This window comes from Petrotoga sp. HWHPT.55.6.3 (assembly GCF_002895495.1).
Lineage (GTDB): Bacteria > Thermotogota > Thermotogae > Petrotogales > Petrotogaceae > Petrotoga > Petrotoga mobilis.
Window position 1 is genome coordinate 18,416 of record NZ_AZRJ01000004.1, and the last position, 21,591, is coordinate 40,006.

The 21,591-nt window shown below is 34.8% G+C and carries 15 protein-coding genes; 4 read left to right on the forward strand and 11 right to left on the reverse strand.

Annotated elements, in window-relative coordinates; genetic code table 11:
* Nucleotides 1-25: 25 nt before the first annotated feature.
* Genes ilvC through pheA form a run of 5 tightly spaced genes read right to left on the reverse strand, consistent with a single transcriptional unit; the run spans nt 26 to nt 5,860 of the window.
* A complete protein-coding gene (gene ilvC / locus X926_RS01255; protein WP_103064687.1) occupies nt 26-1,018 on the reverse strand; it encodes a ketol-acid reductoisomerase in 993 nt (330 codons plus the stop codon).
* 28 nt (nt 1,019-1,046) lie between these two features.
* The gene (gene ilvN / locus X926_RS01260) at nt 1,047-1,547 is read right to left on the reverse strand and encodes an acetolactate synthase small subunit (protein WP_012209384.1); all 501 of its coding nucleotides are present in this window, start codon (nt 1,545-1,547) and stop codon (nt 1,047-1,049) included.
* A complete protein-coding gene (gene ilvB / locus X926_RS01265; protein ID WP_103064688.1) occupies nt 1,544-3,253 on the reverse strand; it encodes a biosynthetic-type acetolactate synthase large subunit in 1,710 nt (569 codons plus the stop codon). The genes ilvN and ilvB overlap by 4 nt, the downstream gene beginning before the upstream one ends.
* A gap of 21 nt (nt 3,254-3,274) precedes the next feature.
* Nucleotides 3,275-4,945, reverse strand: coding sequence for a dihydroxy-acid dehydratase (gene ilvD / locus X926_RS01270; protein WP_103064689.1), 1,671 nt, complete (start codon nt 4,943-4,945; stop codon nt 3,275-3,277).
* Between the two features lie 54 nt (nt 4,946-4,999).
* Nucleotides 5,000-5,860, reverse strand: a complete 861-nt coding sequence (pheA, locus tag X926_RS01275; protein WP_158245168.1) for a prephenate dehydratase — start codon at nt 5,858-5,860, stop codon at nt 5,000-5,002.
* 321 nt (nt 5,861-6,181) lie between these two features.
* On the opposite strand from pheA, the gene X926_RS01280 reads away from it, so the two are divergent.
* From X926_RS01280 to X926_RS01295, 4 genes are all read left to right on the forward strand, one after another.
* Complete coding sequence (locus tag X926_RS01280) at nt 6,182-6,991, forward strand: alpha/beta hydrolase family protein (RefSeq protein ID WP_103064691.1); 810 nt, start codon at nt 6,182-6,184, stop codon at nt 6,989-6,991.
* A gap of 104 nt (nt 6,992-7,095) precedes the next feature.
* Entirely contained in the window at nt 7,096-8,073 is a 978-nt protein-coding gene (locus X926_RS01285; RefSeq protein ID WP_103064692.1) for an alcohol dehydrogenase catalytic domain-containing protein, read from the forward strand.
* 470 nt (nt 8,074-8,543) lie between these two features.
* The gene (locus X926_RS10275) at nt 8,544-8,723 is read left to right on the forward strand and encodes a transposase (protein ID WP_233186651.1); all 180 of its coding nucleotides are present in this window, start codon (nt 8,544-8,546) and stop codon (nt 8,721-8,723) included.
* 393 nt (nt 8,724-9,116) lie between these two features.
* Nucleotides 9,117-13,580, forward strand: coding sequence for a BadF/BadG/BcrA/BcrD ATPase family protein (locus tag X926_RS01295; RefSeq protein WP_103064693.1), 4,464 nt, complete (start codon nt 9,117-9,119; stop codon nt 13,578-13,580).
* A gap of 4 nt (nt 13,581-13,584) precedes the next feature.
* Here X926_RS01295 and X926_RS01300 read toward each other — a convergent pair whose 3' ends face one another.
* The 6 genes from X926_RS01300 to plsY are packed head-to-tail and all read right to left on the reverse strand — an operon-like array spanning nt 13,585 to nt 21,554.
* Nucleotides 13,585-15,291, reverse strand: coding sequence for a flagellar basal body-associated FliL family protein (locus X926_RS01300; protein WP_103064694.1), 1,707 nt, complete (start codon nt 15,289-15,291; stop codon nt 13,585-13,587).
* A gap of 34 nt (nt 15,292-15,325) precedes the next feature.
* Entirely contained in the window at nt 15,326-16,153 is an 828-nt protein-coding gene (gene rsmA, locus X926_RS01305; protein ID WP_103064695.1) for a 16S rRNA (adenine(1518)-N(6)/adenine(1519)-N(6))-dimethyltransferase RsmA, read from the reverse strand.
* Nucleotides 16,154-16,177: 24 nt separating this feature from the next.
* On the reverse strand, nt 16,178-18,670 hold the full coding sequence (locus tag X926_RS01310; RefSeq protein ID WP_103064696.1) for a polysaccharide biosynthesis/export family protein: 2,493 nt from the start codon (nt 18,668-18,670) through the stop codon (nt 16,178-16,180).
* Nucleotides 18,671-18,698: 28 nt separating this feature from the next.
* Nucleotides 18,699-19,148 (reverse strand): M48 family metallopeptidase, encoded by a 450-nt coding sequence (locus X926_RS01315; RefSeq protein WP_103064697.1) that lies wholly within the window; start codon nt 19,146-19,148, stop codon nt 18,699-18,701.
* Entirely contained in the window at nt 19,141-20,949 is a 1,809-nt protein-coding gene (locus X926_RS01320; protein ID WP_103064698.1) for a hypothetical protein, read from the reverse strand. The genes X926_RS01315 and X926_RS01320 overlap by 8 nt, the downstream gene beginning before the upstream one ends.
* Nucleotides 20,946-21,554: a glycerol-3-phosphate 1-O-acyltransferase PlsY gene (plsY, locus tag X926_RS01325; RefSeq protein ID WP_012209407.1), complete on the reverse strand. Its 609-nt coding sequence runs from the start codon at nt 21,552-21,554 to the stop codon at nt 20,946-20,948. Before plsY ends, X926_RS01320 begins: the two co-directional genes overlap by 4 nt.
* Nucleotides 21,555-21,591: the final 37 nt, after the last annotated feature.

Sequence of the window (21,591 nt, forward strand, 5' to 3'; positions counted from 1 at the left end):
TGATCACACTCCTACTTCAGTAGATTTAGCTTTCTATCCAAGGCATCATCGCTCTCAACTTCTCTCCCACTTGTTCTAATAAAGAATTATTATCTTTTTCAGTTAATGCGTTGAATACAGGCCTGTTGGCTTTGTTTTCTAATATCCAGTCCTTTGCGAAATTCCCATTCTGTATGTTTGCAAGTACATCTTTCATGGTTTCTTTAACCCTATCATCGATAATTTTGGGACCGATGGTAATATCTCCGTATTGTGCAGTGTCACTTATGGAGTATCTCATCTTTTTTAATCCGCCTTCATACAAGAGATCTACGATTAATTTTAGTTCGTTCAAACATTCAAAATAGGCTATTTCTGGTTGATACCCCGCTTCAACGAGTGTTTCAAAACCTGCCTTGATAAGTGATGTAGTTCCACCACATAAGACCGCTTGTTCTCCAAATAGATCCGTTTCTGTTTCCTCTTTAAAAGTTGTTTTGATAACACCTGCTCGTGTACACCCTATTCCTTTGGCGTAAGATAAACCCAACTCTTTTGCTTTTTCGGAAAAATCTTGGTGAACAGCTAATAATCCTGGAACCCCTTTGCCTTCTAAATACATTCTTCTGACTAAATGACCAGGACTTTTAGGAGCAACCATGAATACATCTACGTTTTTTGGAGGCACAATTTGTCCAAAATGGATATTAAAACCATGAGAAAACCCAAGTGCATTACCCTCGTCTAAGTTGGGTTCTATGTCTTTTTTGTACACCTCACTTTGAACTTCATCAGGGATCAATACTTGAATAATATTTCCTTTTTTAACCGCTTCAGATGTTTCATAGACTTCAAAACCATCTCTTTGAGCAGTTTCTTTGCTTTTACTATCTTTCTTCAGACCTATAATTACTTTTAATCCGCTATCTTTAAGATTTTGTGCCTGAGCGTGACCTTGACTTCCGTAACCTAAAACCGCAATAGTTTTTTCCTTCAATAAACCTAAGTCGGCATCTTTTTCATAAAATGTTTCCACCATGAACTATCACTCCTTTATTTTTTGATTTTTATGAATTTGTCAAAGCGTTGTTGTTCATTTCTCTATCTATAGCTACGATCCCTGTTCTCACGACTTCTTTAATGCCAAAATCCTTCATTATTTCGATAAAGGCATTTATTTTATTTTCATCCCCCGTAATTTCAACTGTTATTGTGTCAAGGGAAAAATCGACAACCTTACCCCTAAAAACGTCGACCACCTGAATAACTTGGCTTCTTTGATTTTTTCCACAATTTACCTTAATTATCGCCATATCCCTCTCTATCATATTGCTTTGATTCAATTCAGTGATCTTTATAACATCTATAAGTTTGTAAAGCTGTTTTTTCACTTGTTCGAGTGTGTCTGTGTTTCCTTCGACAACTATGGTCATTCTTGAATACTCAGGTAATTCTGTTTCCCCTACATTTAAACTCAGTATGTTAAAATTTCTCCTACTGAATAGACCAGATATTCTTGCCAAAACTGAGGGTTGATTATTCACCGTTACTGATAAGATGTGTCTCATGCAACCTCCCCCTGTTTTTCCTTTTCTCTCTTTTTCTTTTTTAGTTCCAACATCTCATTGATCGATGCCCCTTCTGGAACCATTGGAAATACGTTCTCATCTTGAGGAATAATGACGTCAAGTAAAACTGGGCCATCGTAATTAAGAGCCTCTTTCAAAGCCATCTCTACATCGTTTGTTTGATCAATTCTTAACGATTTTATTCCATAAGCCTGAGCCAATTTAACAAAATCAGGATTTTCAAGTATAGTGGCAGAATATCTTTCATCAAAAAATAACTCTTGCCACTGTCTTACCATCCCTAACGTTCCATTGTTTAAAATAATTATTTTCACGGGGAGCCTGTTAGAACTTATTGTAGCCAACTCCTGGAGATTCATTTGAAAACTTCCGTCACCAGATATGTTGATAACCGTTTTATTGGGATTTCCTACCTGAACACCTACACTGGCGGGTAAACCGTATCCCATAGTTCCAAGACCTCCAGAGGTTATAAATGACCTAGGTTTCGAAAAACGAAAGTATTGGGCTGCCCACATTTGATTTTGGCCAACTTCTGTCACTATTACCGTATTTTCATCAGTTAACTCATCCAATTTTTCAATCAAGTATTGTGGTTTAATACTGTTACCATCGTATTCGTAGTTAAGTGGAAATCGTCTTTTCCATTCTTTTATTTGTTCAAGCCATTCTTTTCTTTCGATCGTCTTTATTAGTGGAATTAATTTATCTAAAACGTTTTTCGCATTACCAACAATCGGAATATCAACTTTGACATTTTTATTTATTTCTGCTGGATCGATATCTATATGGATGATCTTTGCATGTGGAGCAAATGTCTCTAACTTCCCCGTTACCCTGTCATCAAAACGTACTCCAACTCCTATTATCAAATCCGCTTCAGAAATAGCGTAGTTGGCATACATTGTACCGTGCATACCTAACATCTTTAAAGAAAGCTCATGATCTTCTGGAAAAACACCAAGCCCCATGAGAGACGTAACTACTGGTATTCTTCCCTTTATTGCCATATTTGTTAGTTCTTCTGAGGCATTAGAATTTATAACGCCTCCACCGGCAAAGATGACAGGCCTTTGCGAAGTGTTAATTGCCTCGGCTGCCAATTTTATTTGCATATAGTTTCCTTCGTATGTTGGTTGATATCCTGGGAGATGAACACTTTCAGGATACATGAAATCAGCATGAGATTTAAGAACATCCACCGGTAAATCAATTAAAACGGGACCTGGCCTGCCGGTTCTTGCTACGTAAAAAGCTTCTTTTATTGTCTTGGCTAAATCCTTCACATTTGTTACCATGTAATTGTGCTTAGTTACAGGCAAGGTTATTCCTCTTATATCTATTTCTTGGAATGAATCCGTACCTATGAGACTCGTCGGAGCTTGACCTGTAAAAGCAACAACTGGAACGGAATCCATGTATGCTGTTGCTAACCCTGTAACTAGGTTCGTAGCTCCAGGCCCAGAGGTAGCTATACATACCCCAACCTTTCCTGTACTCCTTGCATAACCGTCTGCAGCATGTGCTGCCCCTTGTTCATGACGAACTAATATATGTTTTATAGGTGCGTCGTACAGTTCATCATAAAGGGGAATAACCTTCCCTCCTGGATATCCAAATACAACTTCAACCTTTTCCCTCAAAAGTGATTCAACGAATATTCTTGCCCCGGAAAGAATCGGCATAAAATCACCTCTCTAATTTTTTTATTCTAAAAACGCCCCTTTATCCGCTGATTGTACAAACCTACTGTACCTGTCTAAATACCCACTAGTTTTTGGAAGTATCGGTTTAAAAGTATTTAATCTTGCTTGTAATTCTTCTTCTGATATTTTTAAATTTAGAGTCTTTTGTGGTATGTTTATCGATACTATATCCCCATCCCTTACAACCCCTATTGGACCTCCTGCCGCAGCTTCGGGAGACACATGCCCTATGGCAGAGCCGCGTGTTGCTCCTGAGAATCTACCATCGGTGATCAGCGCAACCTTCTTATCCAATCCCATACCAGCTAATGCAGAAGTAGGTGCTAACATCTCTCTCATACCTGGTCCTCCCTTTGGCCCTTCGTACAGGATAACTACTACATCTCCTTCTTTAATTTTTCCCCCATAAATAGCTTTGATGGCTTCTTCTTCCTTGTTGAAGACCTTTGCAGGTCCTTCATGTACCAACATCTCATCCGATACAGCTATCTGTTTAACGATTGCCCCGTTAGGAGCTATATTACCTTTTAACACCGCTAGTCCTCCATCTTTATGGTACGGATTATCTATAGGCCTTATCACTTCCTGGTTGACATAACCAACGGTTTTGAGATTCTCACCTAATGTTTCCCCAGTTACGGTCAAACAGTCTAGATGGAGCAAATTCTTCTTGGACAATTCTTTTAGTACAGCAGGAATACCACCGGCATAATGTAAATCTTCAATGTGATGAATCCCTGCAGGGGATAAACTACATAGGTGTGGGGTTTTTGAGCTAATTTTATTTATAATATCTATGTCAAAATCGATTCCAGCTTCGTGAACAATTGCCGGCAAATGTAAAGCCGTGTTGGTAGAACAACCTAAAGCCATATCTAAAGTAAAGGCATTTTCTACTGTTTTTTCGGTGAATATATCCAACGGTTTAATATCTTTAGCTACTAACTCCATTATCTTTTCTCCACTTTTTGTTGCCAAAGCCCTCCTACTAGAAAAAACTGCCGGAATCGTCCCATTTCCCGGCAGCGCAAGTCCTAAAACCTCTGTTAGGCAGTTCATTGAATTGGCAGTAAACATCCCAGCACAAGATCCATACCCAGGACAGGCGTTCATTTCCATTTCATTTAACTCTTCATCAGAAATCTTATTGGCAACTCTCGCACCAACCGCTTCAAACATATCGTGCAAATCAATTTTTCTCCCTTTGTAATTCCCTGCAAGCATTGGGCCTCCACTTACTACAATGGCAGGAATATTTAACCTCAAAGCAGCCATTAACATCCCTGGAACGATCTTATCGCAGTTGGGAATAAGAACCAATCCATCGAATTTGTAGGCTCTAGCTACAGCTTCAATAGAATCGGCAATTAATTCTCTACTCGGTAATGAATAGTTCATACCGCTGTGTCCCATAGTGATACCATCACAGATTCCTATCGTTGAAAAGGCTAAAGGTAAACCTCCAGCTGCATATACGCCATTTTTTACACTTTCACATATTTCATTCAAATGTTTATGTCCGGGTATTATATCGTTCGCAGAATTAGCTATCCCAATTATAGGTTTATCGATCTCTTCTTTTGTCAACCCTAAGGCATAAAGTAAAGAACGATGTGGAGCTTTTGATACTCCTTTTTTAATTTCGTCACTTCTTAGTTTATTATCTTCCATATAATCCTTCCTTTCCATAATGTTTAAAAATGTTGATAATATCCCCGGTAGAATTCATTCCCGTTCCTCCCATTTTGGATAACTTCCAAGAATTTTAAAGAAAGAACTCATTTTTTCTAATTTAACTAATGCTGTTTTTACATCTTTATCTTCTGTATAACCTTCAAAATCTATATAAAAAGAGTATTCACCTAATTGCTTTTTGGTTGGACGCGACTCTATCCTTGTTAGATTAATGTCCTTTTCTTTGAAAGCTTTTAACATGTTGTATAGAACACCAGGTTCATTGTGCATTGGAGAACATATTATCGAGGTTTTGGAATTTTTTGCTGTACCTTCAAACTTTGTAAACCTTTTGGAATTTGCAATTATGAAAAAACGAGTTGAGTTACTTTTTGAGTCTTGAATATCTCTAGCTAAAACCTTTAAATTATAGATATTGATAATATTTTCCGAACCTATAGCTGCACTCCCTGGTACATCTTTAATCATTTCGCAAGCATTTGCTGTACTCGCGGTGAATATAATATCTGGATTATTCAATCTATTTTTTATAAACTTACTGCATTGTCCAATAGCTTGTTGATGAGAGAAGAGCTTTTTAATTTCTGCCAGGTCTAAACTTTCGTAAGATACAAGAAAATGTTTAATTGGAACAACACACTCACCCATTACGTGAATATCAGATTTCTCGAATAAAAGATCCATCGTAATATTTACTGAACCTTCCACGGAATTTTCAATAGGAACAACTCCAAAATCTACTTCTTTACTTTGAACCATTTCAAAAACATCTGAAATAGATTGTAATGGCATCAAAAAAACATTTTCACCAAAATATTTCATAGCAGCGATTTCACTAAAAGTACCTTTTGGCCCTAAATAACCACATTTGAGAGTCTGATTTTTTTTCAAGACATCTAACTCCTTGAACTCAAAAATATTACGAAAATATTTTCAGTTTTGTCAACAAATGAAAAAAATTTCATTTTTCCTAATTATTGGTAACTATTTAAGATTAGAGTAAATTATTAGCGATTATACACTAAAATCTCCGTTTTTGCAAGATTTGAAAAAAATTTCATTAAAAGCCTTTCTAATTCCTTCTTTTATGGATTTTGAAAAATAAGATTAAAACTGTCGTGTTTAATTTTAATCTAAAATTTACCCAAGACAAATAAAAAATTTACTTTTTGTTTTCTAAAAAAATTGTACAATGTAATAAGGAGGGATATTATGGCTTTATTAGAAGTAAACTTTATGTCAAAATCTTTAATGAGAAAAGTGCCAATTATGGTCGTTTTACCGGTTGATAAATTAAATTTTTCAATTACCTCTGAAATCGTAGACAATGGCAATAATCCTTTCAAAACATTATATCTTCTTCATGGGGGGTTTGGTAATTATACTAGCTGGGTATCAGAAACAAGAATTCAAAGATTGGCTGAAGGAAAGAACCTTGCAGTTGTGATGCCTTCTGGTGATAATTCCTTTTATTTAGATCAACCGGAAACTGGTAATTTTTATGGAGAATTTATAGGAAAAGAACTTGTTGATATCACCAGAAAAATGTTTCCTTTGTCTAAGAGAAGAGAGGATACCTTCATTGCTGGACTTTCTATGGGAGGCTATGGTGCCATTAGAAATGGTCTAAAATACCATGAAACCTTTGGCTATGTTGCTGGACTTTCCAGTGCCTTGGATCTTGAACAATTGCAAACGCTTGGTGAATCTTATCCAGAAATTGCTTTTGTGAAGAACTGGTTCGGAGATTCTAAGGAGGCTCTTTTGTCAGATAAGAATCCAAAAGTACTTGTGAAGGATATCAAAGAACAGATGAAAAAAGATCCGTCAATACATTTTCCTAAAATGTATATGGCTTGTGGCACCGAAGATGATTTATTAAGGACTAACCGTGAATTCAAAGATTTTCTTGTGGAAAATAACGTTGATTTAACTTATGAAGAAGGGCCAGGGGCACATACTTGGAAATTTTGGGATACTTACATTGAAAAAGTGCTTAACTGGCTTCCAATGAAAAATTGATAATCATAAATAGAGTATTAGATCAAGTACCGAATGCGTTTTGTACGCTTCTGATGAAAAAAACTCATTTAAAACTTTGATTAAATTATAAAGAAGGTGCGCTTATGGAAGCTATTTACATCGAAAAACCTCATCAAATTGAAGTAATTAATAAAGAAGAACCGTCTGCAAAAGAAAATGAATCATTGATAAGGGTATTAGGTTGTGGTGTTTGTGGAACTGATTTAAAAATCTTTAAAGGAGAAACTTTGGCTACTTATCCTCTTATACCAGGGCATGAAATCGTTGGAGAAATAGTAAAATCTAAGACATTTGAGAAAGGAACCAAAGTAACCATTGATCCAAATAGACCTTGTGGTGTTTGCCAGTATTGTAGGGAAGGCAAAATTCATCTGTGTGAAAATCTTAGCGCAGTTGGTGTAAATAGAGATGGCGGTTTTGCCGAACTTGTTTCTGTCCCAAATGAACAGATCTTCGCATTATACGACAATATCCAAGTAAAAGATGCAATATTTGCAGAGCCTCTTTCTTGTATAATCCATGGAATAGATCTTTCTAATTTCTCTTACACTGATGATATAGCAATAATAGGTGGAGGAGCAATAGGTCTGATCTTCGCCATGCTATTAAACAGATTCTCAGTAGGGAAAACCGTTATATTTGAAGTTTCTCAAGAAAAAATGGAATTTATAAAAAACGAGTTTCGGTTGGAAATCGATCATCCTGACAATAATCCCAAATCCCGCAAATTTGATACAGTATTTGAATGTTCTGGAACTATTTCGGGATTTGAAACCGCTTATACCCTAGTAAAAAAAGGCGGAAAAATAATAGATTTCGGAGTCACTCCAAAGGGATCGAAATCAAAGGAAGTAGAGCCTTTTAAAATATACAGTGAGGAAATTTCAATCACCGGTTCTTATGTAAATCCATTCACCATGCAAAGGGCTGTGAAAATTCTTAATAGTAATGAATTCTTTTTTCAAAAATTATTAACCGATGTTGGTGATCTTTCAGAGATAACGAAGTATATATCTTCAGACAAAAAGCCTTTCTTAAAAGCATCATATATAAATCAATAGAATCAAAAAATCATAAACGATCCCATCTAAATTTTAGATGGGATTTTTATTTACATAAAATTTACAATAGATATTTCTTGTTTCTCTTCCAAAAAGTGTGTGTAGAAAAAATGAAATATGAATAAATGATTAAATAATCTGGTATCATTTATCAAAAGTAAAAGAACACAAAATGTATAAAAAGTGATACCGAATGAGAAAAGAGCTACCAAAATTCTTTGAATAGATACTGAATATAACAGAGCCATTGTACATAGAAAAGATAGAACAACAAGGAAATACAATCAACATATATATCTGGATTTCAAAAAAGGTGCAAAGTTCGAATACAACGGTAAATATTACAGTGCAGCGATACAGTTCAAAGAAGCCAGCAACATTTAAACCTATTCCAATATGAAACATACATAAATGCAAGGGTAGCTAGGATAAAAACAGATGATGGGACAAAGTATCCAGTTCCTAAAGTTTTGTCTAAATACGAAAAGAAACTAAAACATGCATATAAAAAGTTCTCAAGCAAAGAAAAAGGTTCTAAGAATTGGGGCAAAGCAAAATTAGAAGTTGCTAGAATACATGAGAAAATTAAGAATACACGAGAGGATTTTCTGCATAAACTAACGAAGTCTATCAGTATACATTGGGGGTAATCTCTAAGCCCTCAAAACCTTTTAAATATAAGAAAATAATTAAAAAAACACTTTTTGGGGATCGCCTAAAGGATGGTACAAATTCAAGACGGTCCTAATATACAAAGCAGAGAGGTTAAGTAAGAAAGTAATTGAGATAGGAATGTTCGAACCTTAGTCTAAAACTTGTAATATATGTGGGTATAAGAACGAAGCAAGATGTTGAAGCCCCTTAATGGGGCTTAATTTTTTTTGTTTGTTATAAAATCTTAAGAACCTTGATAATTATTGTAAAAAGGTATATCATAATAGTAAGAGAGAAATGATGTGACTGATTGTAGGGTAATGAGGCACTAAAGTAGGTTTTAGGGCTTCAAAAAAAGAAAAATTTTGGGCTTTAAGGGGAGAAAAGGTATGTATTACGTTGGGTTTGATATTGGTTCATCAAGCATTCATGTAGCGGTCATTGACGAAGAAGGAAAACTAAAATACGTTAAAGAAAGTATTCCACATTTTGGTGTGCCTTTAAAAAGGCTACCGGAGATTTGGGAATCGATAAAACCTGAACTGGATGGGGAAGTACTTTCTACGTCTTTCACGGGAATAGGTGCACAACTTTTCAACAAAGTTTTTTCGGAACTCTTGTTTGATTATGAAAGTGTTACCATACCCAAAGGTGCTTCTTTTCTCGAACCAAATGTTTCCTATGTATTCCACATTGGAGCAAAGGACTCATATTTTTTAAGACTTGGACATCTTAAAGAAAAGGTGAATCTTTTAGAGTTGTCAGCTAATAGCAAATGTGGCGGGGGTTCAGGAATCTTAGTTGAAAAACAGTTGAAAAGATTATACTTAAAAAACGATTCAGAGTTTTTTCAGATAGATGATTACTCACAAAAAATTGAACTAATGAGAAAATTGTATGCCCAAGCAGAAAACGAGGTGAAAGATTACAGCGATATTCAGGGCTTCAATGCTAGATGTGGTGTTGTAATTCAATCAGATTTGATACACGAACAAAATGAAGGTGCTCAAAGGCCCTTTTTAGTTGCAAAATTGTACTCTACAGTAGCTAGGAATTTTAAAAATGACGTGATTGGAGCGAGGGAACTTGATCCATCTCTCTCAGCCATAGCTACAGGAGGAGTCTTTTCAAGTGATTATATCCTCAAAAGTTTCAATATGTTAACTAATTTAAATGTAAAAAGGCCTAAGTACCATACCGCTGTTGCAGCTATTGGGATAGCTCTGGAAGCGTTAGAAAAGAAAAACAAATTTGTGATAGATTTTAACCGACTTTCTGAGATCTCTAATTTTACGAAGAGTAAACGTCCCTATGCTAAGCCTCTTTATGCCTTTCTTGATAAAGTCCACAGCTACGAAGGAAAAATTGAGAAAGTGCAACCTGATGTGGTTAGAGATGTAACCATAGGAGTAGATGGAGGCTCAACCACCACAAAAGCTGCGATTGTGGACGTTGAAACGGGTGCCCTTTTAGACAAAATTTACATCAGCACCCATGGTGATCCAGAAAGAGCTCTTAAAGAAGTGTTTAGACACTTAGCCAAAAAATCCAATAATTATAATGTTCTTGGTGTATGTACCACAGGATCAGCCAGAAAATTGTACGAGAGAATTTTAGTAAGTCAAAAGAAAAAAGAAACTTTAGAAGAAGAAGGATACGCAGTTTTAGATGGAGCCGTTGATGAAGTCACATGTCACGCTAAAGGAATTAAATTCCACGATGAAAAAATAGATACCATATTTGAAATCGGTGGACAAGATATGAAGTTCACTTCTTTCAAACTTAATGGAGAAGAAGCTACAGATCAGATAAAAGAGGCTAGGATGAATTACTCATGTCAAGCCGGAGCTGGTCAAACATTGGAGAACATGGCTCAACTGTTAGGCTTGGATGTCAAATCGACACTTCAAGAAGCAGCGTTGAAAGCAGAAAAAGTACCCATTATAGATTCTACCTGTGGCGTTTTCATGGAAATGGAAGAAAACCGTTTAATTTCCGAGGGTTTTTCACAAGAAGAGATAGCTGCAGCGATAGTCAGATCCACCGCAGCTAGCTATTTTAATAAATTTGTTGGAGGTCCACAACATATTCAAAACAAATGCTCTTGTCAAGGGGGACCAGCCTTGGGGAAAGCATTTTTGGCTGCAATGGCACAAGTTACAAACAAAGATATCTACGCTTATCCCCACAGAGAATTGTTTGGAGCATGGGGAGCGGGTCTTTTTCTAAGAGAAGAGATATTGAAGGTGAAAAAAGAAGGAAAAGAAGTGCGCTCAGCTTTCAGAGGCTTTGAAGTAGTAGATATGAAATTTGAAAAAGAAGAGGTAATGTGTTCAGATTACTTCGGCAAATTGTCCTGTAAGGTAAGAAATTGCAGATTAAAAATCTTTAGTATAGCAGGCGAAAAAGTTATAACAGGTGGTTTTTGTCCAAGAGGGAACAGTGAAGGGGCAGAGAAGGTAAAAGTAGATTATGTTGAAATTTTCCATAGATTGTTTGAAAAACATTTTGAAGGCATAAAATACGAAAAGTTGGACGAAATAAATGTCGATAATGAAAAAACGGTAGGTATTCACAGAGCAGGAGTAACTTTAGGAGAAATAGGGGTTTGGTCTGCGGCATTGTTGAATAAAGTTGGATTTTTACCAGTATTATCCCCAGTTTCAGATGAAGGAATCGCACAAAGAGGTATAAATATTGCTCCTACGGAATTTTGCATAGCGATGAAACTCGTCGTAGGCCATGGGGATCTGCTGGCAAAAGATAAAAGGATAAAACATCTGTTTAACCCCTCGGTTATTGAAGAAGTAAGAGATAAAAAACCTATGAGAAAATTTTGCATATATACTGAGGCTGAAGGTTACTTGTTGCAAGACATATTGGGATTAGACGAGGATAGAGAGATTCTGCCTGTTCTTTACTGGAAAGATAAAGAAAGGTCAGCTCAAGCGATATACGATGAATTAAAAAGAATTGGTTACAATATTTCCAAAGAAAAGATATTGGAAGCCATAGAATATGCAGATCAAAAATTAAAAGCATTCAAAAGCGATTTACACAAACAAGGGGAAAGATTCTTAAACAAATTAGAAAAAAGTGAAGAGATAGGGTATGTAGGATTGGGGAGAGATTATGTTGTACTAGACCCTCAAGCTTCCTCACAATCAGGTTCTATGTTCACCAAACAAAGAGGTATGAATTATATCCCTCAAACTTTCTTGGAAGAGTATTATATAGATATTCCTATAGATGACCTTTCTTTCAACGAATACTGGTATCAAAATTCTCATATCCTTCAAGCATCTATATTCGTGGCAAAACATCCTAAACTATTTCCAATAAGACAGATGAATTTCGCTTGTGGACCAGACTCGGTGAAGTTTTATCATGAAGATGAGATATTCAAAAGAGCAGACAAACCGTTTTTGCATTTAGTAACAGATGCACAAACCAACAACGCCCCCTTTGTTACAAGGGCTGAGGCCCACGATCGGGTTGTAAAAAAAAGCAAACCAAAAACAGACTTGGAATTCAAAGATTTTGTCTTATTCCCAGATGGTCATAAGGACAAATTAAAATTGGGGCAAAGACAGTGGCTCATTCCTTACATGGGTGAAGCAAGTAACCTGGGAAAAGCTGTGTTAAAACATTATGGAATAGAAGCCAAAGTTTTACCAACGGCTACAGTTCAAGCTAAAGAAGCGGCGGATAGGTTCATCACCACGGAAGTTTGTTTCCCGTTAAGAGGTGTCGTTGGTGATGCAATGGCAACCTTGGAAGAAATAGCCAAAGATAAAGGAAAGGATTGGATAAATAATAATATTGTTATTTTTTTACCAACCACTTCTGGCCCATGTCGTTTTGGTAAGTATGGAGAAGTTCTTAAGATTTTTTTGCACAAAGAAGGACTTGATAACATTCCTATAATCAGTCCTTCTGTTGATACTGGTTACTTACAGATAGAAGCACCAGAACAGTTTAAAACCATTTACCAAAAAGCTGATGCATTAATAAACGTATTTAGGGCAATAAAAATGGCGGATATGACAGACGATTTAATCAGAAGATTTAGGCCGTACGCGGATGATTTTACTGATTTCGATGAAACCACCCAAAAACTATGGAAAAATTTACAACAATTACTGATAGAAAAAGGCGGATCTATAAAATATCTAAAAAGATGGGTGAAAGAGGCTATAGATACTTTTACAAGATTATCCCCAAGTGCAAAAGAGCATTCACTGCCTTTAGTGTTATATATAGGAGAAATATATTCAAGGCAACATGATCCATACACAGATTATGTAATGCAAAGAATAGAAGAAGAAAGGTTAGAAATAATAAGAGGAACAATAGCTGAATGGTTAGAATATGTAATTTACATTAATGAAAGAAGAAATTCCAACTTGCTTTTCCGATTTGTGGATAATTATATGGGTTTCACCGATTGGCGTTTCAAGAAAATTTTCGGGAATTATTCTAAAGACCATGCCATTTTACCTAAACCTCAAAAAATCATCGATGACATGCAAAATAGTAGAAAGTATCACGGAGATATCGTTGGAGAATCACCTTTGGTAATTGGGATATTTCTAAAATTCTTGAATGGTGAATTAACAAACGGTAGACAAAAAGTTTCTGGGATATTCCATGTAGGACCTTTCACTTGTATGCAAGAAGGAGTGGCGATGGCAAAAATGGATGCCATCGCCAAAGAAGCATCAAAAAGAGATCCTTCGTTAGTTGTCCCGATGATTCATGCATTTTTCGGTGATTCTGCAAATACTAATCTAGAAGCTGAAATTGCAGCCTTTAGAGAACAATGCTATCTAAAGCAAAAATTAACAAAATAGAAAATCATTCTACTCTAGAAACATCTAAAGTTACTTCTTTTATACCGTTTGTGGTGTTTGTTTGAAATAATTCATTCAAGGCTGAAAGCAATTTGTTCTCAATTTCGGCAATTTTCTCATTATTTCTAAAATCTTCAGGTTTATAAGTTGAGAATATGAGTCTAAGTGTGTCGAACACCTGCGAAAAGGAATTTTCCACAGTTTCTTTCATTTCCGCGTTGGCAACTAAAAGGGAATATTCTGTAACAAAAACACGGTTGTTAAGGTTAATTCTAACTGGGTACTCGCCTTTTATAATTTCAACTTTCAAGTCTTGCTGACTTTGAATATATCTTATTTCAGGTTCTAGGGCACCATAGAATTTGATGTCTGTGTATCCGAGAAATTCAGGATTACGTGGATTATCTTTAATAGAGTATACACTAACTTGTCCATTTTCAAATCTAGCGTATAAATAGCCATTGGCGATTTTAATACCGTTAATACCTTCTAAATTCAAGTTTTCTAACAGTGTTGGAGAATTAGGATCGCTTATTTCTGCGATGCTTAATCCTTCAATATTTCTCAATATATAAAGATAATTATCGTGATTAATTACATCTGTAACGTTTCCAGGCGCGTCTATTGTAGCGATTTCTTGAGGATTACTTGGATCTGTAACTTCATATATCGTTACTCCCATTTCACCACTTGGAGAGTAAAGGTAGACTTTTTCCTCAGGTACTACTTCAGTAGAAAACCTTATTTGAGAAGTAGATTCTCCGCCTTTTTGATCCTTTGCAACAATTCTTAAGGTGTAATTTTTTCCCATTTCCAAGGAATTAAATTGATAAAAATATGTATCGATATTTTCTGCTATGAGTCGCTCCTGTTCAGAGTCAGCGGTTAAATATAAGTCAAAGACCAAAGAATCTCCTTCAGGGTCTTCCGCTTGCCATACGAAGTATACATATGGTTCGGTTAATAGTTGATTTGCAGATGGAGATAAGATTATAGGGCTAGTAGGAGGATTATTTCTTTGAAAAGTATAATTTTCAGAGAAATCATAAACCATGTTATTTTTAACAACAGCAAATTTTAGATCCAGTCCTTCAGAAGGCACTGAACTTAAAATAATAGTATTTTGGTTGGATGTCCTAAAAGGTTCATAAATTCCAGAACTATTTCTTCTATAAACTAAATATTGGTCATAGTCTTGTGGAAGGGTTATGTACAAATCGTTATTAACCCACCTATAATCTATTTGATATTTCAAAGATGATTTTTTTAGTTTTATTTCGTTTAGTGTTTTATCTTCATTCACAAATAATTCTGGGTTGTTATAATAGTAATATGCGACACCTGAATCATCGATTGCCATAATATTTAGTTGATAGGTTCCTTCTTCTATGGACGTTAATTCTATACTTTCTCCAACAGGAAAAGATGCTTCGTAAGTATTGGCTCCAATCAATTCAACTTTTATTTCGTTGTAAGGTTCTTGTAGACCTTCTGACGCAACTATTTCGTAGTTGATCGTTACATTATACTTTCCACCAAAAAACAACAGAGAAAATATAATCACAATACCCAAGACAACTATTGCAATAATAGTTGTAATAATAATTAATCTCTCTCTGTTTTGTGGTGGTTTCTTTTCTTCTTGGTTGATTAAACTTTCGTATTCTAATTTATTTTCATTCTTATTTTCTGAATTGTTCTCTTCAGCCATTTCTATCCCTCCAAAGATAAATTTACTATTGCCTTTAGAAACCTTTGTTAGCCCCCCTTCGCCCCAACAATTTTTTGTATAGTTGTATGTATGTTTCTATGGGAATATCTTCTGGTCGAGATGAGGGGTCAATTTGTACCTCAGTTAAATATTTTTCTGTATCAGGTATAATCTCTTTAAGATTATTTTTTATTGTTTTTCTTCTTTTAGAAAAACATATGTGAACAAATTTCATGAAATCTTTTGGATCTATTTCTTCTACATACTTGTACACAGGGTTGAATTTCAATATTACTGAATCTACTTTTGGAATTGGTATGAAATTGTTTTTAGATACATCCATGATTCTTTCAACAGTACAATAAGTCTGAACGAATATACTTAAAGGGCTGTAACTTTTTTTTGATTTTGCCATCAACCGTTGTCCAAACTCTTTTTGAAACATAAAAATTGCGTATTCAAATTTTGGTGATTCTTCAAATATCTTTTCTAATATTTTTGAAGAGATATAATATGGGATGTTTGCTATATATTTCAGTTTTGGAATATCTTTGAATTTAGAAAGGTCTGTGTTTAAGAAATCTTCAAAATGTATTTCTACATTTTTTGAACCTTCAAACCTTTCTTCTAATAGTGGTTTGAGCCTCTCATCAATTTCAAACGTTATTACTTTTTTTGCTTTCTTTGCTATCTCTTCTGTGAGAATTCCATTGCCGGTTCCAATTTCTATTATTACGTCATTTTCATCGATTTCACTTTTTTTTACTATTTCATGAGACACAGTCGAGTTAGACAAAAAATTTTGACCCAACCCTTTTTTTAATCTTATATCGTACTTCTTAAGCCATTCAGAGGTTTTCAAACAAATTTCACCTTTCTTATTTTATCAAAACAGACCAGATACATTAGCGTATGTGTCAAAGCCGGCGTTAATAAAACTCATGAATGTTTGTACCGTACTCATAACTTCTACGATGTTGGTGAGTGTGTTTTTTGGAATATAGATAATATCTTTTGGTTTTACTTCTGGGTTCATCCCGGTTTTTACAGGGGCTGCGTTTATTATTCCAGATAAGTCCAAAGTTACAGGTGGATTTTCCGGACCATCTTTGAATAAGTATACCGTTGTTAATTGAGCTGATTGAGAAGCGTTTCCTGCTTTGAGTATTGCGTCTAGCACTGTCATGCCTGCATTGTATGGGATAATACCGGGTTTTGTTACTTCTCCAAAGACGTAAACAACTTGCTCTTCTGCCGGTGGTACGTAGACTATGGATCCAGGGTTAACAAGTACATTTCTTAGTGATTCAACGTCTTTTATATCCACTTTTATTTCCTCGTTGTTTTTTGTATAGATGAAGATGCTCTCTTGGTTTTTCCAATCGATAGCGGAGTTAGAAAGTATCTCAACCAAGCTCATTGGAACATCTGTTCTTAGACTTTTTGGAGAGATATTTCCCAAAACAGCTATGTATGAACCACTCACTTCTGGTTGAACAACGACGTATGAACCTTTTGGAACTTCCATCATTAAATTGTTCAATAATTCTTCAGAATTTATTGTTTTTATCTTTTCATTGTTTTGGTAAATTGCTATTGTTCCAGTATCTACTGGGGAGAACCCATTTACAGACGAGAAGACATCTATTAACCTCACATTTTTTTGCTGAATAACTTGTGTTTCTCCTGCCTTGTAGACGATAATTTGGTCTGGAGCAATTCTTGAAATCTCTACAAAGGCCTTGCCTTCGAGTGGAATATTTTTTAAACTGTCAAATTCATTCGCTATTGAAGTTCCGGTTTTTTCACCGATTTGATATCTAACTTGGTAGGATTCATCTAAGTTTAATGGGAGCAGTAGTTCATACAAACTTTCTCCTTGATTGTAGGCCATAACATTAGAGAATTCTCCGAATATATAAGCCATTCTTAATTCTGTGTCGGCTATTATCGTTGAGCCAGAACTTACTAAGACATCTTTCAACATAGTTAAGTTATTCGGATCAACGGTTAAACTTTTTGTACTTCCAGAATTGTCCACGATAACCAAGTTTCCTGAAAAATTATTACTGAAACCACCTGCTAATCCAACTATCTTATCCATACTTATTTTTTCGTTTGGCAAAAATTCAACCTTTCCAGTTCTGTTGAATGCTCCACTTAGATAAACATAGTTTCTCTTAAGTGTAATTTGAACAAAATCACCTTTTTTTAGCTCAGTATTCGAATTTACGGGTTGGTTGTTTACTCGAACTTCTTCCACATTTTCTTCACTTATACCAACTTTAGTTAAGAGTGTTCTGATGTTCATTCTTTCTTGTTTTTCAAAGTCAACTCTTTGTGAATTTTCTTGTGAACTTAAGTATACATAATTTTCAAATCTGTTTATTATTACTGTATCGCCTGGTTGAAGCAAAAAATCTTCATTGTTGGTTGTTTTCTGTAAAGATAAAGTAGTAGTTTCTCCTTCTCTAACAACTGTTACAGAGTCTTCTACTTCGCTTAGACTAACGTTAAGTAACGTTATTACAGATTTTATTCCCATGCCTTCAAAATAATCTAAAGAAGCTGATCCAAAATCAGAAAAGACGAGAACATTATTCGTGTAGTTGTAAGGAATTATTACTGTGTCGCCTGGTTGTAAGGAATAATCTTCTTTTTTTACTATTTCATCAAATGGGACTTCTTGAATTTTTCCCTCTCGAACAATCATAAGTTCAGTAGGCATCTTGTTAGTAGGTATATTCATGGAAGAGATGACGGTTTTCAACGTCAAACCTTCATAGTAATCTAAAGATGACGTGCCGAAGTCTGAAAAAACAGTGACCTTATTGGTATAGTCGTATGGGAAGAGAACAAAGTAATTTTCATATATATAAGGATCTTCACCAGGTTCTCCACTTTTGATCCATTCGATATTAACTTTTTGTTCCTTTCCATCGGGAGATTTGATCAACGCATAAGAGGAGTTAGTGATATCTTTTATCCCACCAGCTAATCCAATTAGATCTGAAAGTTTAATCTTTTCGTTTTTTATGTTAATGACCCCGTTTATGTTGGTGTTTCCTAAAACCGTTACCGAAAAAGGGGCATACTGGGTGATTCCTACTGTAACTTTATTAGTTTTTATGTAACTTTCCATTTTAGTGGATATCTCGTTTTCAATTTCTTCTAAAGTTCTACCTTCTGCTTTTATTCTGCCAATAGGAGGTACCGTGACGTCTCCTTCTGGCCCCACAATTGCATCGGTTATTGAATATTCAGGATATCCTAAGACCCAAATTCCTAAGATGTCACCCATCCTTACGTTATATGAGAATGTAATAATTGGTAAAGCCAAAAGAATTAAAAGAATGATAATAAAGCTACCTTTTTTCATTTTTTATCCTCCCCACTAAAATTTTTTGTTATATCATTTTTTCTATTAGTTCCAATTCTTGAGAATTGTAACCCGAGATTTTTAAATGACTTACTATTTTTTTTGCAACTTCGTTGTTTCCACTTTTCAACGCGGCTTTTGATTTTATGATCAAAAAATTTATTTTGTTTTGGCCATCCTGAGGTTCTTTTAAATGTAATATGTCTTCATACTTTTCTATTTCGTATAATGAATGGGCAAGGTAAAGGTTTGTCTCGTCTAAGTCTATGCCTTTTTCTAAAGCAATCTCTAAAAATTTACTAGCTTTTTCGTAATCTTCACTTAGCATATAACAGACCCCAATGTTATGATAGAACATAGGATCTTCAGGAAGTAAAGATATCGCTTTTTTATAATATGAAGCAGCATTTAGATAATTCCCTTTTTCTAACATGGTGTTTGCTTTTTGGTTGTAATAATAAGCCATTTCTTTACTCATTTATATCCCCTTCAGTATAGTAAAAAAGAGTATCAACTAAAGTTTTATCTTCTAATAACAGAGAAACACTGGCTGGATTTATCCCACTGATTATTGGAGGAAATAAGTTGTATTCTATGTAATCAATAGGTTTGTATGAAACTTTCAAATAACTTTTCAGATATTCTTCTTGGCTTTGATCTATAATACCTCCTCCGCTCATGAAGGCAAGGTTTTCTAAGTTTGTGTTTACTTCTTTTCCATTAGTCAGGTGGAATAAAGAACTACTTGAAAGGATAAAAGGTATCGTCTTTTCAGGGGTTAGTTCTGTGTCGATCTCACCATGTGTTAATATCTTCGAATCGGTGTTAATTTGGGGTACATGAACTTGGAAGAGATCGTTAATTTCATATTCATAAGTATCTGATATTGAATAAGTACGATGGTAATTAAAAGGCACTCTACCTCCTGAATCCATTACGTATATATTTTTGGTCAAAAAATCCATTTTTTCGCCTGAGATATCGTTGACATTAATTTTTAGGGTCACTGTTCGATCGTTTTTACTATACTTCAACCCGTACAAATTCAAAATATACAGGTTACTTTCAGTATTTGAATCTATTCTTTCCAAGTAAACTTTGTTATCTTCTAAATCCGAAAGGATAAGCACACCATTTTCAATTTTGACTTTTCCCCTGAATTGACTAGTATTTTTACCGTTAAAACTATCATCGATTGGGTTGAGTTCTCCATCTTCTTCTAAAATTTCTATGCCATCTTCAACTGATGAAACTAAGATTTTATTCCAGGGAAGAACATCAAGAGAAATATAAGTTTTATTTGGTAGTTTTGTTGTGTTCACCACTTCATTTTTTAATATATCGAAATTAAAAACTGATGAACTTGCATAATCAATTAAGTATAAATTGTTGTGCCATAAGGCTCCATCGAGAAACGTTGTTGAATGGTCAAATTTCTTTTGTTGAAGTATCTCACCGTTGTAACCTATGATTTTTATTTCATTGTTGTATGGATCGTATCCGACTAATCTTCCAGCGTTATCGATGTCGTAAATCACAAATGGAAAACCTTCTGTCAAAACTTCTATTTGGTTTTCTATTTCGTTTGTTAATACCGTACTTTCCACCGTTGAATTGGTTTTAATTTCCTTTCTAATGATTGGAGAATAACTTTCAAAGTAATAAATCCCTTTATCCGAGCCTAGGTAAACTCTATTTAGATTTTCGTCAGCGTTTATAGAATAATAATTTTTGCCTTTGTCCAATCTTATCCAAGTTTCTTCGTAGTTATTTGTTTTAAATATCAAGTGATTTTGAGAATCTAAAACGTACAAATTTGAATTGATGATTTCGCAATCTACTGGATTATAAAATCTTTCAAAAGAATCTTTAACGCCTGCTGTTTGGCTAATTTCAAGAAATACAGGTGTGGCATAGTTGGAAAGTGAAAAATTTTTGATACTGTTTATAAAGTTCAACAATGTATTAGCTTCTTCATTTACTGTTGAGAATAACAAAGAATTTTCCAAGTCCTGAATGGCTTTGTCTATCATTCCTAACTGTAAATCCAATTTTGCTGCATAGTACCAAAGTTTGGGTATATCTGTTATATATATTTCTCCACTCATTGCTTGATTTAATTGAACACGTGCCTCGTATTTTTCCCCTTCAAATAACAACTGGAGACTATCTGAAAATAGTTCTCTAGAGTTTAATTCACTTTCTGATAATTCTTGAGAGAATATCCAAACGTTAGTCAGCAAAAGATAAATAAAAAGGGTGATAAGTGCTTTTTTCATTGAATCTTTTCTTCCTTTTTTAGGATTTTTATAATGTCTGCTTTATTTTCAGAATTCGATAGTAACCTTTTGATATTCGATCTATGTCTATACAAGCTCAGAAAAAATAAAAGTGTGTAGGTAATACCCAATTTTAAATTCCAAAAATAACTTAAAATAGCGGTTACAAGCAAACCTAAAAGGGACGATACAGAAACATATTTGGTCAATAATACGACAGATATCCAAACTAACAGAAATATTACACCTAACATCGGGCTCAAAGCAAAGTAACCACCTAATGTAGAAGCCACTCCTTTTCCACCTTCGAATTTTAAAAAAATTGGATAGTCGTGACCTAAGACAAGTACAATTAAAGATAAATAAGGAACCCACGAATCAACACCAAAAATAAGTCTTATTATTAAAATGGGAATGAATGCTTTCAAAAAATCAAGTGTTATTGAAAGGAGTCCCCATTTTGGCCCCAAAGCCCTTAAAACATTGGTTCCTCCAACGTTTCCGCTTCCAGTTTTTCTTATGTCTATCCCCTTACTCCATGGAATCAAGAAGCTGAAAGGAATAGATCCACATAGATAACTGATGATCAAAGCAGCAATGGACATATGTTTTCCTCCCTGAAATAGGATTTATAATTTAGTC

Bases quoted from the DNA above. Each gene is read 5' to 3' on its own strand.
- X926_RS01280 (WP_103064691.1), top strand. From the start codon at position 6,182: ATGGCTTTATTAGAAGTAAACTTTATGTCAAAATCTTTAATGAGAAAA.
- ilvD (WP_103064689.1), bottom strand. From the start codon at position 4,945: ATGGAAGATAATAAACTAAGAAGTGACGAAATTAAAAAAGGAGTATCA.
- X926_RS01315 (WP_103064697.1), bottom strand. From the start codon at position 19,148: ATGAGTAAAGAAATGGCTTATTATTACAACCAAAAAGCAAACACCATG.
- X926_RS01300 (WP_103064694.1), bottom strand. From the start codon at position 15,291: ATGGCTGAAGAGAACAATTCAGAAAATAAGAATGAAAATAAATTAGAA.
- plsY (WP_012209407.1), bottom strand. From the start codon at position 21,554: ATGTCCATTGCTGCTTTGATCATCAGTTATCTATGTGGATCTATTCCT.
- ilvB (WP_103064688.1), bottom strand. From the start codon at position 3,253: ATGCCGATTCTTTCCGGGGCAAGAATATTCGTTGAATCACTTTTGAGG.
- X926_RS01295 (WP_103064693.1), top strand. From the start codon at position 9,117: ATGTATTACGTTGGGTTTGATATTGGTTCATCAAGCATTCATGTAGCG.
- X926_RS01285 (WP_103064692.1), top strand. From the start codon at position 7,096: ATGGAAGCTATTTACATCGAAAAACCTCATCAAATTGAAGTAATTAAT.
- X926_RS01320 (WP_103064698.1), bottom strand. From the start codon at position 20,949: ATGAAAAAAGCACTTATCACCCTTTTTATTTATCTTTTGCTGACTAAC.
- ilvC (WP_103064687.1), bottom strand. From the start codon at position 1,018: ATGGTGGAAACATTTTATGAAAAAGATGCCGACTTAGGTTTATTGAAG.
- X926_RS01310 (WP_103064696.1), bottom strand. From the start codon at position 18,670: ATGAAAAAAGGTAGCTTTATTATCATTCTTTTAATTCTTTTGGCTTTA.
- ilvN (WP_012209384.1), bottom strand. From the start codon at position 1,547: ATGAGACACATCTTATCAGTAACGGTGAATAATCAACCCTCAGTTTTG.